This is a genomic window from Rouxiella aceris (assembly GCF_012933545.1).
Classification (GTDB): domain Bacteria; phylum Pseudomonadota; class Gammaproteobacteria; order Enterobacterales; family Enterobacteriaceae; genus Rouxiella; species Rouxiella aceris.
Map to the genome: position 1 here is coordinate 177,777 of NZ_JAADJU010000001.1, position 17,996 is coordinate 195,772.

The window sequence follows — 17,996 nt, forward strand, 5'->3', positions numbered from 1 at the left end:
CGCAACTGCAAAACAGGTGGCGGCGTCGGGGTAACTTAGCCAGTATTACAAATCCAGGGAGGTCGCAAGCTCTGGCCATCAGGCTCGCATACCGTGATATTTTCCCGTCAAGTTACTTTGCCGCTTCGCTCTATTTTTATCAGTCTGTACCAATGTGAAGAGGCAAAACGCCGACGTTTTTTCACTGAGCTAACAAGTGTGAAATAGGGGCTAAAAACCGCATTTATCGCATCCGGGGTCATTGGCAAGTCGCTGGGCGGCGTATCCATCGCCCACAGCAGGTGAATGCCACCAGGGCGCAATAGTCGAGCGACCTCCCGGGCATAGTTTCTTTGCCCCGGCAGATCAAGACAGTGAAAACAACCGATATCAAATGACGCATCAAACGGCCCCTGAAGATGATCAAGACAGGTCACATCCCCAACCTGAAATTGAGGCGCGGTATAACCGTGACGCATTCGGCGCTGGGCTTTCTCTATTGCCACGGATGAAAAATCCACGGCAGTAATCTTTACCCCTTGTTTAGCTGCGTAGTCGGCAAAGCGGCCAACGCCGCATCCCAGTTCCAGCATGGATTGCGAGCCCGTCTCGGCAATAAAGTTTTTTAGCTGTTGCGGAATACGGACATCCGACCATACCCAGTGTTTGATCGACGAACGGTAAACCAGATTGAAGTCTGAACTTTTATTTGGCGCTGTCATCTGTCCTCCTTTAATTATCCAGATTGATAAAATTTATAGGCCGCTACTTGTACATAGCATGCTATATATTGTATATAGCATGCTATGAAAAATAAAGCGACGACGCAATGGGCACCAGATACCCTGTCAACCTTCTGGATAAACCAGGCATCTCGCCTGTTGATGAAACATTTTGAGCAGCGCTTGCGACCTCTCGACTTTGGTATGGCCTACCTGCCAGTGGTTATCGCATTGGACGAGCAAGGCGAGTTACTGCAAAAACAGCTCGCCGAATACGCCAATGTCGAGCAACCCACCATGGCTTCTTTATTGGTACGTATGGAGCGTGACGGGTTAGTCGTGCGGCGACCTCACCCTGAGGACCGGCGGGCAAGTTATATCTCCCTGACCAGCAAAGCAAAAAATCATCTGCCGCGGGTAAAAGAACAACTTTCTGAGGTGGTTGAGCAAGCCAGCCAGGGGATAAGCGCGCAGGAACACGACCAGCTAATTTCTTTGTTGGGCCGAATTATCAATAATCTTGATATAAAGAATGGTTGAGGGCTCGTTCGCCACGGCTGACATTAAGACCCCTTCAAGAATCCCCTGATTCGTCTGGTCACGACCAGCATCAGAACCAGATCATCTTAGATACAAGTTTAACTTCCCGTTCACTTACATCGGCATAGCAGGGTAAACTGGTGGCTTGTTCGTCATCCACCAGAGTGATATCCAACACGATGAGAAAGTCACGCCACCAACAGCAACGGCTTACCGCCTGTACCGCGATCCTTGCGGTGCTATTGCTGTTCCTGGCGCCAGTGGTGTCAAAATCGCTGATGACCCATCAAGGGATGATAAGCACAAGCTCTGCCGCTGTGGTTAGTGTTTCGACGCCCGAGATTAATGACCCGGCGATGGAACAGATGGCCAATATGGCCGATATGCACCATATGCCCCCTGCGGCAACGCCTGCCTTCCCCGGCGAGCAAGACCATCATTCGATGACCATGGGCGACGATAGCGCCTGTGGTTATTGCGAACTGCTTATCCACGTCCCGCTGATGCTGTGGCTATTTGTGCCGCTGCTTTGGCTGATAATGCTTGTCGCTCGGATCCTTCGCTCGCCGCCAGTCCTTTCTCCCTTGATACCGCGTTGGTCTTTTCGTCGACGCCCCAGAGGCCCACCCCGCCCACCGTTTTTCTTCGTTTCCTGAACATGGGTAAATCTGCCCGCATTGCTGCGAGCGGCTTGCCTGCGCATATATTTTGAAAAACGAGAAAAGCCATGGCTTCTTTAACAACACCAATATCGTCGCCACGCGGCGCGATGCTTAATCTAGTCAGACGACTGCATTTTTATATCGGTCTGTTCATCGCTCCTTTTATCTTCGTTGCCGCACTAACCGGGACTCTGTACGTATTAACCCCGCAGATAGAAAATATCCTTTATCAAGATGCTCTGTTTACCCAGCCACAAGGGCAGGCAAAACCGTTGGCCGAACAAATTGCCGTCGCCCGTCATCATACAGGGCCAGAAACAAAAATTTACGCCGTGCGGCCAGCTCCCGGAGCAACGGATACCACGCGGGTGCAATTTGTCAGTGCAGATCTCGCGGCTTCTGAATCGCGCTCTGTATTTGTTGATCCTTACACTTTGGCCATCAAGGGAGATATGGTGGTATATGGCACCTCTGGGGTGCTGCCGCTGCGTACCTGGTTGGATAAATTGCACAGTAGCCTGCTGCTGGGTGATATGGGACGTAACTACAGCGAGCTCGCGGCATCCTGGCTATGGGTGGCCGCGCTGGGTGGGGTAGCGCTGTGGCTAAGTTCGCGTCCCCGTCGCAAAGCGAAAAGAATTACCGGACGCTTCGCCGTCAGCCGGCATTGGCATATCACGCTCGGCATACTTTTGTTGGCTGGGTTACTGTTCTTCTCGGCAACCGGCTTGACCTGGTCACAATGGGCCGGAGGCAATATCGATGCCATGCGTGCCAACCTCGGCTGGATGACGCCACAGGTCCATACCAACCTGCATAAGACGCCAGCAACACCAAGCGATCCTCACGCCGGGCATCACAACACCGCGATGGTCGGCATGGCGATGCCAGATATGGATATGGCAACCAACGCAACGCAGTCGCCCCCGTCGGTAAATGCAGCCAATGGTGACTGGGACAAAGTTCTGAGCGCCGCACGGACTGCCGGGATCGGTGCCGCCAGGGTAGAATTGCGCCAACCAAAAGGAGAAGGCAGAGCCTGGACAGTAACCGAAGTCGATCGCAGCTGGCCCACTCATGTTGACGCCGTGGCGGTGGATCCGCAGAATTTTGCCGTTACCGATCATATCTGGTTCGATAAATTCCCGTTGATCGCCAAACTCACCCGCTGGGGCATTGATGCCCATATGGGCATCTTATTCGGCCTGGCCAACCAGCTGATCCTTGCCGCATTTGGCATCGGCCTATGTCTGATGATTGCGCTGGGATATCGGATGTGGTGGCTACGTCGTCCGACAGCGGGACAGGCTAACCCGGTGCAAACCTTATTGACTACCTGGCTGGCGCTTTCACTTTCGGCACGCCTCGCAACCCTGCTGGTGGCAATGGCGCTGGGTTACTGCCTGCCGGTGATGGGCGCAAGCTTGCTGGCATTTGTATTGGTTGATCTCTTACGCTGGAGAGGCCAAGGCCGCAGCAACCAAGGTGCACGAAACCAACTGGCATCCATCTCTCCCGGTACTAAAAAATAGCACCAAAGAGCTTGTTAACGTGAGAGAAAAAGGTGGGAGAATTGACCCGTAATCTCCCACCTTTTGACATGATGAACTTCAAAAAATCTGAAAACACCTATACGGCAGTGAACAGACAAATTCTCAGGTCAGTGTATATCGGCGAATAAACGCATCGGTTTCTGGTACTGAGAACATATCGCCTTAGACCGCGATAGTGCCGCCTCCATCAACCGTAACGGTAGAGCCGGTAGCAAACGGATTGGTTGCCACAAACAAGATAGCAGCCGCAATATCTTCCGGCTGACCAACGCGCCGCGCAGGAAGCCGGGCCGCCACTTTGTCAAACATGGCCTGACGGTCGTCGGTGTTCATCGCCGAATAGAGCGGGGTATCCACCAGGCCCGGAGAGACGGTGTTAACGCGTACCGGCGCTTTTTCAAGTGCCAATCCGCGAGCCAGCGCCTCAAGCGCCGCGTTTATCGCCCCTTGTAACACAGAGGAGGGACTTGGACGCTGCGACAAAAAGCCGGACACCAGGGTCAGAGAGCCGCCCGCATTAATCTGTACGGCTTTCGCTATGCGATAAGCACCGAAAAATTTGCTGTTCATGGCTGCCTGGGCGTCGTGAATCGTCAGTCCTGCCACAGTTCCGGTGCGCGTCTGTGCTGCGGCTATAACTACGTGATCAAAGGATCCTGCATCGGCAAACCATGCGGCAACGGAGGCATCGTCGGTAAAATCCAGCGCCTGCCGAGATGGACGAACCACGTCAGCCCCCAAGGCGGCAAAGGCCTCAGCCGCCGCCCCGCCGATACCACCAGATGCACCAATCACCAGTACACGCGCATGACTCAAGTCAGTTTTCATAGGGTTACTCCTCAGTTTTATTTGCCAGATCACGCCGAGACTCCACTTTTTAAGCGGTTGAAACTCGCCCATATCCTAATAAAATGCAGCGTAGCATTTTCCAAATTGAAGATAATGCAGCATGATGAAGAATGACTATCAACTGAGAATTGATAATGCTGGATGACCTGAATGAGCTAAAAGTGTTCGAGCGCATTGCGGCACGGGGATCAATGACCACCGCTGCACGAGAGCTGGGGCTGAGCCTGGCGGTGGTCAGCAAGAGGCTGGCAACGCTTGAAAAAAGGGTTGGTCTGCGGCTGGTGAACCGAACTACGCGTAGCCTGCATCTGACAGAGGAAGGAAACAGGCTGCTTGCGGATATTAATGTGGCACTCGAAGCACTAAAACACGGCGAGGAAAAGCTTCTCTCGCGGCGCAATGAGCCGACAGGTCATCTGCGGGTTACCTCCCCGGTCTCCTTTGGTCAGCGTTACGTTGTGCCGGTTCTTGCCCAACTTGCTGCCGACTATGCGCAATTGTCGGTGGCGCTTTCACTCAGCGACAGGCTGGTTGACGTTACGGGCGGCGAGGTAGATGTTGCTATTCGCATCGGCACTGGCCTGGCGAATCAGGATGCGGTTGTACGTAAGCTTGCTGACAATACGCGTATTGTTGTGGCCTCCCCTGACTACCTGCGTCGACGAGGAGTGCCAGAAATACCGCAAGACCTGACTCACCACGAACTGCTGCGTTATGGCGATGATATCGCGCCATGGCGACTTTACGGAACGCGCAACAGACAAGAGTCCGTGACTGCTTCGGCCCGTTTGCGGGCTGACAGCGGCGATGCCGTTCACACATGGTGCCTGTCAGGCTGTGGCATTATGCTAAGGTCGGAAGTTGATGTATCCGTCGATTTGGCTACCGGCAGGCTAAGGCATATTTTACCAGAGTGGAACGGAGGACATCTTCCTGTAGTGGCATTGTTACCGTCACGCCTAAGCCATCTGCCGCTAAAAACGCGCGTATTTACCGATATGCTGGCGGCAAAACTTAATCAACTGCGCACTATGCCCTCTGCGTCTAACAGGCAGGAATAATATTGGGGGATTATGGTGTTAAGGGAGATTTGGCGCGGATGAAGGGAACGATGATGTCTAAATAAGACAATGATAATATTTATATTATGTTTAACTGGTGGCTCTTTATAATATTTTTTAAGTAAGTAAAGAACCACACCAGGTATTACATGACATTTCACTATATTAATGTGATATAGATCATTATCAATATTAGACTTTAGCATTGAAAAACATTATTATTTTTATTTTGAAAAGCGACAGGAGTGTCCACCATGCAGGCATCGGATTATTTAAGGATGAAACTACAGAGTGATCGGCAACTTTCCATCTATACCCAACATGGCTTTAGCTCATTTGCACAAGCAACAAAAAACATCGTGTCTGATATTTATTCTGGAATTGAAAGGGCCAGTTGGTATACATCTTGCTTAATACCTCGATATGGTGATATTTGTAGTGAGTTAGTAACGGAAGAAAAAAGAATGTCACTTTCTATAGCATCTGTATTCAAGCATCATGATGTGATTCTGCATATGTTTGTGTTGTATTTTGAAATGCTTGAAAAAGATAGCAAGGATGGAAATAAAAATGGTAGTGTTCAAGGATTAGTTAAAGGCATCGCCGGTCATGCAGCTAAAACTGCTGTAGGTAGATCGACACGCAATGCAATTGCTTATGCATTATCTAAAGCTCTATCTGGATCAGAGATTGTTTCTAAAGTTGTTGCTGAAAGAATTGCTGGCAAATCACCTTATGTGGTATTTGCCCTACAAGTTTTTGGTATAGATCAAAAAGCAGCATTAGCTGCTAGAAAATTGAAGGTTTTAGAACCCCGATATTTTTCGATATTGTATACGGCACAACTAGAAATGTTGTATTACTTTATTGAACCAATACTAGAAGAAATTTTCAAAAAAGTAAAAATGAAAGCCTATAGTAGATTGGATGAGCTGTATGAGGAAGTAAGGGAGAAATTTAATGTTTAAGAGTTTAATATCACTATTTTTCTCTGACTTTCTCTTTCCTGTTGTTATCATTGGAAGTTGGTGCATTTGTGTGCTTTTTATTCCTTCTTATGGCGTTCTGTGTGGTTTTATATCTACCATTTTATGGATTATAGTTTTTATTAAATTTACATCAAGATTTGATAAATACAAATAATACAAGGAGTTTCAATGTCTAATCCTGCTTATTTATGGCTCACTGATGAAAATAACTCCCCTATCGTTGGAAGTTCTCTTGTTAGTGGTCGAGTTGGTGCTATCGAATTAAAATCTTTTACACACAATATAAGTATCCCAGCCGATAATCAGACTGGAAGGCTCACAGGAACGCGTGTGCACAGCCCTATATTATTTCAAAAAGAATTTGATAGAGTAACCCCGTTCCTTTATAAAGCTCTTAGTCAAGGAGCCACACTGAAATCAGCAACAATCAAGATGTATCAGATTATTGAAGCTGGCATAGAACAAGAATATTTCAATATCATTTTAGGTAATGTAAAAATTACATCTATTACTCCAGATCTTTACGCAGGTTCAATGACTGGAACACATCTGGAATCGATTATGCTGCGTTATGAGTCAATCACATGGAAACATGTGGATGGGAATATTCAATATACTGATGAATGGAACCATAGAGCTACCTACTAACATAGTTGGTCCAGTAGATACTGTATTTTAATCCCATATACGGTAGAGCAGCAGGAAAGCAAGCTTCCTACTACTCTACCGAGTAATCGAGGATTCAATCGTCTGATAACTTGCTGATTTATTTTAGTAAGTCAGAAGCTTTGGGAGGGTGAAGGGAACAGCTGTAAACAGCTAACATATTGATAATTATAAAATAAACAATTTTACCTTAATTTTATACACACATTCCTATACATAATTTCTCGATCTACATTTCGTAGATAACTTTGCTCTAAAGCAGTAACGTCTCTTGCTAACATTAAAGATGGGCGGCTAACCTACAATAAAATTGCCTATTTTAGTCGTGACTTGATCTGATTGCCTACCTTAGTACGGCACGATCAAGTGTAGGGCTGACGTTACCTGTCTGTTGAAGCATCGAGGTCAGTTATGAGCGGGGTGCGGACATAGTCGCCCAACGATTAAAGCTGGCGTGTCATAGCCATCATTCTACAAACTGAATGGTGTCAGTGATAACGGGGAGCAAGTCACCGGCTGTCAGGCTGTTTTTTAACGTGCCTGATAATATAAAGCGTAAAGTTTCATCGCAGCGCGCCGATAAGAATAGCGCTTTTTTTTATTATAAGGATATTACATGCGTAACATTATCTGTACCATTGGTCTCATATTGGGAATGACAGGGGTAACATTACCTGTTTACGCCAATACGTTGACGCAAAGCCTGACACATTGCGACACAACATTTTTCAGTGAGATTTATCATCAGCGAACCACACTCAGCCACGTAGCACCTTTAACGGTTGACCAGCGATTTCACGCCTGGTTCACAGCGCCGGTTGACGGTAATGGCACCGTCTGGTTTGCCCAACCTCTCCATGAATTAAATCTGACGCTATCGGGATATTTTCTGCAAACTAGCAACCTTAATGAAATCAATTATGGTAAGTACTATTACTGGGGGCTGATTTTCAAAGAATCACCTGAAGAGGTCATGTCCAAGCTTGATCATTTAACCTGGAACAAGGCCGGAGATGATTACATCTCGCAGGCGATGATTAAAGCAGATCCAAACAGTGCCTGGGAAAAAAATGCGCAAGCGGTGTCGGGGATTGCTCCGGCAAAAGATAGCACCGAAAAGCTGTTAATGCTCAGCAAAGGCAAAGAAGGGACATTATTGCTCTGTTCAGTTCAGGGAAATGTAAAACCTGACATGCTCGCGACCTTACGGCCTGATTTAACCGACGGGGTAGCGAAATGAAAAAACTGACATGGCTGGCATTATTTATGCTAGCAGGCTGTACAGGGACCAGTAAATCAGTGCCGCATACGCCTGCCAAAGCACAGGCTGGTTTAATAAAAATTCTCGAAAATAAAGAAGTGACTTCATATGTCGATTTAAGGGTGATTTCAACTTACCAGGGTAACAGCCACCTGCGCCGGTTTTATTTCATCAATAACTATGCTGAGCAGACACTAATTATAAAAAATCCACCAGTCTACATTGCCAGTTCCCGGGCAATCTATGTGATTAACTGCGAAAAAAACCAGCGTGCCGTTATGGGGCGTACACGGTTTTCCAAACCGTTCGCGGAAGGAGATCTCATACAAACTCAGCTGGATGTGGGACAATGGGAAACCTTCCCGAAAGATTCTCTTATTGGGATAATGGCTGAAAGAATGTGCAGTATCCCAGTTGAAAAACTCAAACCAGAGCCGGCGAAAGAGAACCGCAAGCCGCTACTGGATTAATTAGTATTAACTCGAACCTGACAGTTCACTGTGAAGCAGATGGCCTGTTTTGATGTCCACAACGAATTTGATAAATTGAGTTCCTCATCATCTTAGATGAGCATTCAGATTAATAAAGGAATGACTAATGAAAGCAAGTTTGCTCTTAAGTCTGTTATTTTTTGTAATGTCATCTAATGCCGCTGCATTTACTCAATTCAAACCGGCGGTCTTAAATGCTGCTCTTTTATTCGATCATGATGCAACTACCGGGAACGTAAAACATAGCCTCCAGTGGATCCGAGATGTTTACGGTACACTTAAGGTCATGACAGAAGTTAGGTATGATCGCAACGGATGCTTTACTGATATTAACATGGTTGATAAGGCCCTCGACCGAGAGTTCCATTTGGTAAATAAAGATGGTGTACTGACTTCTTTCAAAGGTCAGCATATTAATGGGAAAATAAATGAACGCTGCGAAATAACCGAGCTTGAGAATGAAAAGGGTAAATATATGCTCAGTTATAATGTTCGTGGTTTACTTGAAACAATCGTGGACAGAGACTCGGGCGAAGTTGTAGAGCGATATGAATATGACAATCGTCAATTCCCTGTACGCATAATAAACTACAAAAACAAAGAAGATGAGCGCATTTTTTACCCATCTGGAAGCGCGCAATTTCTTGACTTAGAGATAGTATCAAAAAGAGAGGAGTTAACTAGTCGGGTGAAGGAGAGCTGTGCTTACACAGCTGATGGTAATGCAGATAAATGCTCGCTGATAACCTCCACTAATGACAACTATCACGGCTCACTCCCCATCTGGATTTCTAATCACGAAACGGAATATTTCTGAATTTATTAAAAATGGCTGAGCCAACACAATATTATCAATGTCGGCCGCTGGCACACAGAAGAAATTCATGCTCGACAAGATCCGTAGTGAGCGAGGAGCGTACCTTCTTGTACAAAGCATGTCGGCAGATTACAGTGAAGCCATTGATTGAGAAGTGAGTCAAACCAGACAAGCAGCCAATGAAGCAAAAACTTCGCCAACGTAACCAAGCCTGGCTCTCCAGACAATTGCAACGTGCACAAAAAGAAGGAATACCGTTAAGTTTTTTATTAACTTTTCTTCAATAGGCGCAGCTGCATGTAATAGTGAGAGCCTTAAACGAGGTGGTTGTCTCAAGCAGGACTGTAATCGCGCATTGTTTCATCCGGGTTAGGGATAAGTGCTGATTGTTGGGCCCAAAGGCACAGTTAACTGTGTCACTACATGCAGATGAAGCGATCCCTGAGTTCAACCGAGCCATAGAAAAAGCCCTTTTCCTGGCAAGCTAAATGGCTCGTTCAGATAATTGATCTGTTCCTGAGGACAACAAATAGTGCCATTCAATAATAAAAACCTGTTCATTACTCTCTTATCCCTCTGCACATTCCAGACTTATGCAGCACAATGCTCTGAGGAAACCTACGATAAAAACAAACTAAACAACTTCATCCTCCTGAGCCAGCAGACAAGAACAGAAATCCCCAAATCGGTTGAAATCACTATTGATAGCCCTGATGGGTATCTCCGCGCATCGGTTCAAAGCAACTTCAGTCAATGCGGTGAGCTAATTGGCCGCAGTATAAAAGAGGTCAAAACCTCAACAGGTCCGAAAAATGGTTTTACGGCTACCAATGAAATTAAACTGAACAGAACGGAATTTGGCTGGCGCATCCAGTTGGATGCAAACGGGATCATAGCCGATAACAACAGTCAGAAGACCACACAGCTATATCGGCAGACTCTAGAGGGAATGTACTGGCTTAACAATAAAGGAGTTATCAGCCACGCGGTTAATCGTTCGATTATCGCGGCCACAAAAGCAGGAGATAAAGACAAAACCACAGTTGGCACAATAGACTACATTTTCAATTCGTCAGGGTTGCTGGCAAGAGCGGTAAACAAAGGAAGTTTGGCGATAGATAACAATACGATTGTATACAGCTATGATGGCAATGATCGCCTGATCAAAACCCAGTCCCCCTCAACCATAGAAGAGTATGCCTATGATAATGAGGGCCGTGAGCTGTCCCTGAGCAAGACCCAGATGTTTTTCACCATCGAAAAAAACCTGACCACGTGCGAGGAGTGGAACTCGCATGGAGAATGCACACGCGCCAATATGGATATATTGATCGTCCCAGCCGATCGGACAGATAAACAATATGTGGACAAACATAATGCCGTGATGACGGCGAAATACGAATACTGGAACTGACCATTTCACCTGTCATATGGGCAGCCAAAATGGTATTGGAACTGAAACTGGATCCCTTATCTCATCCCGATTCTGAGCTGCCCCCCGGTACAGCTTGGCACGGAGCGGACAAGCTAACAGAACTGATGGTCTGCTGAGAGCGTGAAGCTGACATTGGCTTTTCATGCCAATAGGAGATACCCACGGGCTGGTGCTTTTTTTAGCGTGTCATTGCCAAACTTATACCGCACCCGCCTCTGGTGTTCCCTGATGGAAAGCCAGCTCCCATTGCCCCCTGTCAGAATACACCCAGCAAGAAGAACGTAGGGATGCTCGGCTGCCGTCCGAATTAAACGTCTTGTAGTGCAGAATAGCGCAGTACTCTCCCATGCTGAGCAGCCGGAAATCACTGCTAAGAATGATCGTTGGACTTAATTCGCCAGCCAGAGAGGCTATCGTCTCCGCGCGGTCAACTATTACACCTGACCGTGTAATTTCCCGAAATTCGGGATGCAATATCTGTTCAAGCCATTTCCGATCATTCCGCCGGGCACCGTGAAGACTGCATTCAAGTGCTTTCAATTTTTCCAAGAGCATTTTTCTCACCCTAATTGAACCCTGACAGTTGAATGAATTTATCATAACAGCCAAGGCTAATCTTTAATGCCCCCGAGAGGTAACCTCCGCTTTTGGCACAGGAATACCAAAGGGCCGCGAAGAGCGAACATCCATAATTGTGTGCATGCTGACATCACGGTGTATGAATCGACCGGGAGCAGGTCAAAGCCTTACGCCTTGCTCGGCCATCTATTGTTTGAAAAACACCCTGAATTTGACCATTCCTAGAAAATGGAATTTTTATAATCGTCAAATGGAGGTGCATAATGACTAAACACACCACAGCAGAAAGAGAAATCAATACATCAGCTAAGCTGAATGAGTCCCAGTTGATCCTTCTGAAGAGGATTAACAACCTCGCTATTTCCCTGATGCCTGAATTTGAAGACAAAAACCAGGCTATGAATGCTATCACGCTGGATGACGGTTCGCTGATGCAATTGCTCTACACCGTTCAACTCGAACAGAAGACTCGCGTCAATGACTATGAACTGCGTAAAGTGCGCCGTCGTCGCGAAAGTCTGGAAAGATTTTATCGTGAGCTTCAGGAGTTGGGCGGTACGCTAAAGGTGAACGACGTGGCCGATATCCTTGGCATCACCCGCCAGGCGATCAACATTCGCGTTAAGAAGAATAAGCTTTTAGCATTCAAGCAGAACGGTGATTTTATTTTCCCGAAATTTCAACTCACTGATAATGGGCTAATTCCCGGCTTTGAAGACGTGATGGCGGCATTCGAAGAGGATACCCATCCAATGTTGTGGTTGAGTGTGCTGAAATCACCGATAGAGGTTAATAGCGAAGGCCTGCAAAAGACGCCGATTCAAATCATGCAGGACGGTGCTAAAAAGAGTGAACTTAGTCTGGCCATCCGTGCTGCTAAACAGTTTGGAAATCATGTAGCCAGTTAACTGGTTTAAAAAGAGGGGCCAGCCCGCCCCTCTTGGGTTTACATTGGTTCTGGCGTAATTTCGAATCCAAGCAACTCTTTGAACATCTCTTCACCTGAGATCGTTCCTTTGTGCCACCCCATAGGGAACATCAGTATTGATAGGTTTGAAAATCTGAAACAACGCCGAGGGTTTTACCGAAAGGAGGACCATACAGATCCTTATCAGGAGAATTAGAAATGATAACTTCACTGGATATTGTATTTTTAGTGAAGAGAGTTTGAGTTCGGGCTCAATGTAGCCGAGCTGGCCCTGTATGCCGTCGGTGTTAATTCTTTGCGCCATAAATTTCAGCTATATTGCCCGCAGCAATGTTGGACATATGAGGGCAAAAAGTCAGTATTACTTATTGAATTTATTGTTTTTTGTGGATGACTACGGAAGGTCTGGGAAGTACTTTTGGAGCGGGTGAAGGGAATCGAACCCTCGTATAGAGCTTGGGAAGCTCTCGTTCTACCATTGAACTACACCCGCTGAGGTGTGAGTTGCATTATAGCGAGTTATCACCGTTGAGCAAGGACTGCATAACAACAAGCGTTTAATTTTTAGGCAGTTAGCTATTGCCGCTGCGTGCAGTAACAGTCGGGTGCTATTTTATTTACCGCCGTTACCCGCCGGTGACATCAAATGGCTATTTATGTCACCTTGGCGCTCTTTCCTGATAACTATCACTTTGTAGTGATGCGTTTTTTAACACCCACTTTATTTTGCGCTTAAACGACAAAATGCAGGCAGAAAAACTGGAGAGGCGTTGCCCGTAATAAACACATAGCGGTAGCGGAACACAGGAAGAGAGGATAAGGGAGCGAATCGGGGTAAAAAAACTCCCTCCCCGGATTGCGAGGAGGGAGTGTCGTCGGTTATTTCTGTGGGCGCATGGCCGGGAACAGAATAACGTCGCGGATGGTGTGGCTGTTGGTAAACAGCATCACCATACGGTCGATACCAATGCCGAGACCGGCGGTTGGTGGCAGACCGTGTTCCAGCGCGGTAACGTAGTCTTCGTCGTAGAACATGGCTTCGTCATCACCGGCATCTTTGGCGGCAACCTGATCGGCAAAACGCTGCGCCTGATCTTCTGCGTCGTTCAACTCGGAGAAGCCGTTACCAATTTCACGTCCGCCGATAAAGAATTCGAAGCGATCGGTTACTTCCGGATTTTCGTCATTGCGGCGCGCCAGCGGAGAAACTTCTGCCGGGTATTCGGTAATAAAGGTTGGCTGGATCAGCTGGCTTTCTGCGGTTTCTTCAAAGATTTCGCAGACTACGCGGCCCAGGCCCCAGCTCTTCTCAATCTTGATACCCAGAGATTCGGCAATAGCGGTCGCTTTTGCCATATCGGCCAGATCGGCGACATTGGTTTCCGGACGGTATTTGCAGATCGCTTCGATCATCGTCAACTTGGCAAACGGTTTGCCAAAGTCAAAGGTCTGGTCGCCGTACTGCACAACGCTGCTGCCGAGAACAGTTTCGGTCAGGGTGCGGAACAGGGATTCGGTCAGCACGATCAGATCGCGGTAATCCGCATACGCCATATAGAGTTCCATCATGGTGAACTCTGGGTTATGACGCGGGGAAACACCTTCGTTACGGAAGTTGCGGTTGATCTCGAACACGCGTTCAAAGCCGCCAACCACCAGGCGTTTCAAATACAGTTCCGGTGCGATACGCAGATACATATCGATATCCAGCGCATTATGGTGAGTGATAAACGGACGGGCAGAAGCGCCGCCAGGGATCACTTGCATCATCGGGGTTTCAACTTCCATAAAACCCTGATCGACCATAAAGCTGCGGATACCCGCCATGATCTGTGAACGAATTTTAAAGGTATGACGAGATTCGTCATTGGCGATCAGGTCCAGGTAACGCTGGCGATAACGGGTTTCCTGATCGGCCAGGCCGTGGAACTTGTCGGGCAACGGACGCAGTGCTTTGGTCAGCAGGCGCAGTTCAGTACAGTGGACAGAGAGTTCGCCGGTCTTGGTTTTAAACAGTTTACCGCGAGCGCCGAGAATATCCCCCAGATCCCACTTTTTAAACTCTTCGTTGTACTGGCCTTCTGGCAGGTCGTCACGGGAAACGTACAGCTGAATGCGGCCACCCACATCCTGCAAAGTCACAAAGGATGCTTTACCCATAATACGGCGGGTCATCATACGACCAGCAACGGTCACTTCGATGTTTAACGCTTCCAGCTCTTCGTTTTCTTTGTCGCCATATTCCGCGTGCAGCGCATCTGAAATGCTATCACGACGAAAATCGTTCGGGAAAGCGATGCCTTTTTCACGCAAAAGGGCCAGCTTTTCACGGCGCGATTTCAGCTCGTTGTTTAGTTCTTGTGCGTTTTCTGCGCCCTGTGGCTGCTGCCCAGTTGGTTGTTGCTCAGACATTTCGGTTCCTTATAACCCGGCTTTCAAACTTGCTTCGATGAATTTATCCAGGTCGCCATCTAATACGGCCTGAGTATTTCTGGTTTCAACACCTGTGCGTAAATCTTTGATACGCGAGTCGTCCAGCACGTAAGAACGGATCTGGCTACCCCAACCGATATCGGATTTACTGTCTTCCAACTGTTGTTTATCAGCATTTTTCTTTTGCATCTCATACTCATAAAGCTTGGCTCGTAGCTGCTTCATGGCCTGATCTTTGTTCTTATGCTGTGAACGGTCGTTCTGACACTGCACCACAATGTTGGTTGGCAGGTGGGTAATACGTACCGCAGATTCGGTTTTGTTTACGTGCTGACCACCGGCACCGGAGGCGCGGTAAACGTCGATACGCAGGTCCGCAGGGTTGATCTCGATATCAATATCGTCATCCACTTCCGGATAAACAAAGACGGAACTGAACGAGGTGTGACGACGGCCGCCGGAGTCAAACGGGCTTTTACGCACCAGGCGATGCACGCCGGTTTCGGTACGCAGCCAGCCAAAAGCGTAGTCGCCGCTGATTTTGATGGTTGCGGATTTGGTCCCCGCCACATCGCCATCGGACTCTTCGATTATTTCGGTGGCAAAGCCTTTGGATTCTGCCCAGCGCAGATACATACGCAGCAACATGCTGGCCCAGTCCTGCGCCTCGGTGCCGCCGGAGCCTGCCTGAATATCCAGATAGCAGTTGGCGCTGTCATATTCGCCGGAGAACATGCGACGGAATTCAAGCTGATCCAGCTTACCCATCAGCGTATCCAGCTCGGCCACGGCTTCGTTGAAGGTTTCTTCGTCGTCGGCTTCGATCGCCAGTTCCAGCAGACCGGTAACATCTTCACGGCCCTGGGCCAACTGGTCGATGGTATCGACGATGGCTTCCAGCGCGGAGCGCTCTTTACCCAGCGCCTGAGCGCGTTCAGGTTCATTCCATACGTCGGGCTGTTCCAGCTCGGCGTTGACTTCTTCTAGACGTTCTTTCTTGGCATCATAGTCAAAGATACCCCCTAAGAACCGCAGCCCTTTCGGTCAGGTCCAGAATTCGGTTTTTTACCGGATTAATTTCAAACATGGTTTTTTCGCGTCTTACGTTGAGTCGGATCTGGCACAGCGCCATTCGAACCGCTGATTCTAACGGAATTAGCGGTCGGTTTATACCCTTCTTGCCGCAAAATAGCGTGGGGTGGCGCTGCCTGAGTGACGCCGCGCGGCAGGGTTATGCCACGCAGCGCGTAAATCTACTGACCCCGGCCGGGTTGCTGGTCCCCGTGGTGAGTTAGCGCGGCCATAAATGCTGGATCATCAGTTGCACATTGCGGTTACCGCGATACTCGTTAATATCAAGTTTATAGGCCAACTGCACCTCGCGCACACTGCTGTCCGGCCACAGCGTGGGATCGATATTAAAGGCAATACCATCGAGCAGGGGACCACCGCCCATCGGCTCGATCATCACTTTTAAATGACGATCTTTTAATAGCTTCTGTTGCAGAATGCGGAAAGTGCCATCAAAAACCGGCTCGGGAAATGCCTGTCCCCAGGGGCCGCCGTCGCGCAGCAGCTCGGCGGTTTCCAGCGTCATTTGTTGAGCAGAAAGCTCGCCGTCCGACCAGACAATGCCCTCCAGATAGGCCGGATCCAGCCATTCGCCCACCAGCTCGGCAAAGCAGTCGCGGAATTGGTCAAACTTGTCGGCTTCCAGCGTCAGTCCGGCAGCCATGGCGTGTCCGCCAAACTTGAGCATCAGCCCCGGATTGAGCGTATCGAGACGCTCAAGGGCGTCACGCAGATGCAAACCATTAATGGAGCGGCCAGATCCTTTCAGGATCCCCTCGCCCGCTGGAGCAAAGGCGATCACCGGGCGGTTAAAACGCTCTTTTAGCCGTGAGGCCAGGATGCCTACTACGCCCTGATGCCATTCGGGATGATACATCGCCAACCCAAACGGCAGCGCTTCGCTGCTGGTCTCCAGTTTTTCGCACAGCGCCAGCGCTTCTACCTGCATACCCTGCTCTATTTCGCGGCGAGTGAGGTTTAGCGCATCGAGATCGCTGGCCAGCGCGCGCGCCTGCGCCATATCCTCAGTCAGCAATAGCGCTACACCAATGGACATATCATCAAGACGCCCGGCGGCGTTAAGCCGTGGCCCCAGGGCAAAACCGAGATCGCTGGCGGTCAGTTGGCGGGCATCGCGCGCCGCCACTTCCAGCAAGGCGCGCACGCCAGGGCGGCATTTACCGGCGCGAATGCGGTTAAGTCCCTGATAGACCAGAATGCGGTTATTGGCATCCAAGGGTACCACATCGGCAACGGTGCCCAGCGCCACCAGATCCAGCCATTCGGCCAGGTTGGGGATCGCCAGTCCGCGCTGCTCAAACCAGCCGCTGTCACGCAGTTGCCCGCGCAGCGCCAGCATCAGATAAAAGGCTACACCGACGCCCGCCAAAGATTTAGAGGCAAAGGTACAACCGCGCAGATTGGGATTGATAATGGCATCGGCGGCGGGCAGGGTTTCACCGGGCAGATGGTGATCGGTAACCAGCACCTGGATCCCCAACTGATGAGCCAGATCGACACCGGCATGGGACGAAATGCCGTTATCAACGGTGAGGATCAGCTGTGCGCCGCGCGCCGCAGCTTGCTGAACCACTTCCGGACTTAGGCCATAGCCGTCTTCAAAGCGGTTGGGCACCAGATATTTGACGCTGTCACAACCCATACTGCGCAGCGACAAAATGGCCAACGCGGTACTGGTGGCGCCATCGGCATCAAAGTCCCCCACTACCATAATTTGCAGGCGTTCGGCCAGCGCGGTTTGTAGCAGCGCCACCGCCTGCTCCATACCATCAAGCTGTTTGTAGTCGAGCAGACCACGCACGCTGCGCTCAAGTTCCTCACTCTGTTTCACGCCACGCATGGCGTAAAGACGGCGAAGCAAAGGGGAGAGTTCCGCAGGTAACGCGGCGCCTTCGTCCACTTCGCGGCGACGAAGCTGGGTCTTAAATGTCACGAATTT

General features: G+C 49.0%; 17 protein-coding genes and 1 tRNA gene. 11 read left to right on the forward strand and 7 right to left on the reverse strand.

From position 1 onward, the window contains the following. Window positions 1-107: 107 nt before the first annotated feature. The gene (locus GW590_RS00770) at window positions 108-701 is read right to left on the reverse strand and encodes a class I SAM-dependent methyltransferase (protein ID WP_169401129.1); all 594 of its coding nucleotides are present in this window, start codon (window positions 699-701) and stop codon (window positions 108-110) included. 84 nt (window positions 702-785) lie between these two features. On the opposite strand from GW590_RS00770, the gene GW590_RS00775 reads away from it, so the two are divergent. The 3 genes from GW590_RS00775 to GW590_RS00785 all read left to right on the forward strand — a co-directional run bounded on the left by GW590_RS00775 (window position 786) and on the right by GW590_RS00785 (window position 3,435). Further along, window positions 786-1,241, forward strand: coding sequence for a MarR family winged helix-turn-helix transcriptional regulator (locus GW590_RS00775; RefSeq protein WP_169401130.1), 456 nt, complete (start codon window positions 786-788; stop codon window positions 1,239-1,241). Between the two features lie 179 nt (window positions 1,242-1,420). Continuing rightward, complete coding sequence (locus GW590_RS00780) at window positions 1,421-1,897, forward strand: DUF2946 domain-containing protein (RefSeq protein ID WP_169401131.1); 477 nt, start codon at window positions 1,421-1,423, stop codon at window positions 1,895-1,897. Between the two features lie 113 nt (window positions 1,898-2,010). Further along, a complete protein-coding gene (locus GW590_RS00785) occupies window positions 2,011-3,435 on the forward strand; it encodes a PepSY-associated TM helix domain-containing protein (RefSeq protein ID WP_169401628.1) in 1,425 nt (474 codons plus the stop codon). A 183-nt stretch (window positions 3,436-3,618) separates the two neighbouring features. Here GW590_RS00785 and GW590_RS00790 read toward each other — a convergent pair whose 3' ends face one another. After that, on the reverse strand, window positions 3,619-4,284 hold the full coding sequence (locus tag GW590_RS00790; RefSeq protein WP_169401132.1) for an SDR family oxidoreductase: 666 nt from the start codon (window positions 4,282-4,284) through the stop codon (window positions 3,619-3,621). A gap of 155 nt (window positions 4,285-4,439) precedes the next feature. Here GW590_RS00790 and GW590_RS00795 point away from each other — a divergent pair, with 155 nt between their 5' ends. The 7 genes from GW590_RS00795 (at window position 4,440) to GW590_RS00825 (ending at window position 11,004) form a co-directional block, all read left to right on the forward strand. Beyond that, the gene (locus tag GW590_RS00795) at window positions 4,440-5,366 is read left to right on the forward strand and encodes a LysR family transcriptional regulator (RefSeq protein WP_169401133.1); all 927 of its coding nucleotides are present in this window, start codon (window positions 4,440-4,442) and stop codon (window positions 5,364-5,366) included. Between the two features lie 254 nt (window positions 5,367-5,620). Beyond that, window positions 5,621-6,334, forward strand: a complete 714-nt coding sequence (locus GW590_RS00800; RefSeq protein WP_169401134.1) for a hypothetical protein — start codon at window positions 5,621-5,623, stop codon at window positions 6,332-6,334. A gap of 189 nt (window positions 6,335-6,523) precedes the next feature. Further along, window positions 6,524-7,003, forward strand: a complete 480-nt coding sequence (locus GW590_RS00805) for an Hcp family type VI secretion system effector (protein WP_169401135.1) — start codon at window positions 6,524-6,526, stop codon at window positions 7,001-7,003. A 634-nt stretch (window positions 7,004-7,637) separates the two neighbouring features. After that, entirely contained in the window at window positions 7,638-8,261 is a 624-nt protein-coding gene (locus GW590_RS00810; protein WP_169401136.1) for a hypothetical protein, read from the forward strand. Further along, complete coding sequence (locus GW590_RS00815) at window positions 8,258-8,752, forward strand: surface-adhesin E family protein (RefSeq protein WP_235955825.1); 495 nt, start codon at window positions 8,258-8,260, stop codon at window positions 8,750-8,752. The genes GW590_RS00810 and GW590_RS00815 overlap by 4 nt, the downstream gene beginning before the upstream one ends. A 127-nt stretch (window positions 8,753-8,879) precedes the next feature. Next, window positions 8,880-9,590, forward strand: a complete 711-nt coding sequence (locus GW590_RS00820; RefSeq protein ID WP_169401137.1) for a YnfC family lipoprotein — start codon at window positions 8,880-8,882, stop codon at window positions 9,588-9,590. A gap of 532 nt (window positions 9,591-10,122) precedes the next feature. Beyond that, window positions 10,123-11,004, forward strand: coding sequence for a hypothetical protein (locus GW590_RS00825; protein WP_169401138.1), 882 nt, complete (start codon window positions 10,123-10,125; stop codon window positions 11,002-11,004). 219 nt (window positions 11,005-11,223) lie between these two features. Here the strand turns inward: GW590_RS00825 and GW590_RS00830 are convergent, their stop codons facing one another. Continuing rightward, entirely contained in the window at window positions 11,224-11,625 is a 402-nt protein-coding gene (locus tag GW590_RS00830; RefSeq protein ID WP_328803034.1) for a nuclear transport factor 2 family protein, read from the reverse strand. A 242-nt stretch (window positions 11,626-11,867) separates the two neighbouring features. Between GW590_RS00830 and GW590_RS00835 the strand changes: the two genes are divergently transcribed. Beyond that, window positions 11,868-12,512, forward strand: coding sequence for a DNA-binding protein (locus GW590_RS00835; protein ID WP_169401140.1), 645 nt, complete (start codon window positions 11,868-11,870; stop codon window positions 12,510-12,512). Between the two features lie 439 nt (window positions 12,513-12,951). On the opposite strand, the gene GW590_RS00840 is transcribed toward GW590_RS00835, so the two are convergent. The 4 genes from GW590_RS00840 to recJ all read right to left on the reverse strand — a co-directional run bounded on the left by GW590_RS00840 (window position 12,952) and on the right by recJ (window position 17,990). After that, window positions 12,952-13,025 (reverse strand) — tRNA-Gly (locus GW590_RS00840). A gap of 386 nt (window positions 13,026-13,411) precedes the next feature. Further along, window positions 13,412-14,944 (reverse strand): lysine--tRNA ligase, encoded by a 1,533-nt coding sequence (gene lysS / locus GW590_RS00845; protein WP_169401141.1) that lies wholly within the window; start codon window positions 14,942-14,944, stop codon window positions 13,412-13,414. A 9-nt stretch (window positions 14,945-14,953) separates the two neighbouring features. Next, window positions 14,954-16,052 (reverse strand): peptide chain release factor 2 gene (gene prfB / locus GW590_RS00850; RefSeq protein ID WP_169401142.1). Its coding sequence is split into 2 segments (ribosomal slippage): window positions 14,954-15,976 and window positions 15,978-16,052, totalling 1,098 coding nucleotides; the frame shifts between segments, so codons are not numbered across the junction. A gap of 204 nt (window positions 16,053-16,256) precedes the next feature. Continuing rightward, complete coding sequence (gene recJ / locus GW590_RS00855; protein ID WP_169401143.1) at window positions 16,257-17,990, reverse strand: single-stranded-DNA-specific exonuclease RecJ; 1,734 nt, start codon at window positions 17,988-17,990, stop codon at window positions 16,257-16,259. Window positions 17,991-17,996 lie beyond the last annotated feature (6 nt).

Bases quoted from the DNA above. Each gene is read 5' to 3' on its own strand.
- GW590_RS00800 (WP_169401134.1), top strand. From the start codon at position 5,621: ATGCAGGCATCGGATTATTTAAGGATGAAACTACAGAGTGATCGGCAA.
- GW590_RS00820 (WP_169401137.1), top strand. From the start codon at position 8,880: ATGAAAGCAAGTTTGCTCTTAAGTCTGTTATTTTTTGTAATGTCATCT.
- GW590_RS00810 (WP_169401136.1), top strand. From the start codon at position 7,638: ATGCGTAACATTATCTGTACCATTGGTCTCATATTGGGAATGACAGGG.
- GW590_RS00805 (WP_169401135.1), top strand. From the start codon at position 6,524: ATGTCTAATCCTGCTTATTTATGGCTCACTGATGAAAATAACTCCCCT.
- lysS (WP_169401141.1), bottom strand. From the start codon at position 14,944: ATGTCTGAGCAACAACCAACTGGGCAGCAGCCACAGGGCGCAGAAAAC.
- GW590_RS00785 (WP_169401628.1), top strand. From the start codon at position 2,011: ATGCTTAATCTAGTCAGACGACTGCATTTTTATATCGGTCTGTTCATC.
- GW590_RS00775 (WP_169401130.1), top strand. From the start codon at position 786: ATGAAAAATAAAGCGACGACGCAATGGGCACCAGATACCCTGTCAACC.
- GW590_RS00830 (WP_328803034.1), bottom strand. From the start codon at position 11,625: ATGATAAATTCATTCAACTGTCAGGGTTCAATTAGGGTGAGAAAAATG.
- GW590_RS00780 (WP_169401131.1), top strand. From the start codon at position 1,421: ATGAGAAAGTCACGCCACCAACAGCAACGGCTTACCGCCTGTACCGCG.
- GW590_RS00815 (WP_235955825.1), top strand. From the start codon at position 8,258: ATGAAAAAACTGACATGGCTGGCATTATTTATGCTAGCAGGCTGTACA.
- GW590_RS00770 (WP_169401129.1), bottom strand. From the start codon at position 701: ATGACAGCGCCAAATAAAAGTTCAGACTTCAATCTGGTTTACCGTTCG.
- GW590_RS00835 (WP_169401140.1), top strand. From the start codon at position 11,868: ATGACTAAACACACCACAGCAGAAAGAGAAATCAATACATCAGCTAAG.
- GW590_RS00790 (WP_169401132.1), bottom strand. From the start codon at position 4,284: ATGAAAACTGACTTGAGTCATGCGCGTGTACTGGTGATTGGTGCATCT.
- GW590_RS00795 (WP_169401133.1), top strand. From the start codon at position 4,440: ATGCTGGATGACCTGAATGAGCTAAAAGTGTTCGAGCGCATTGCGGCA.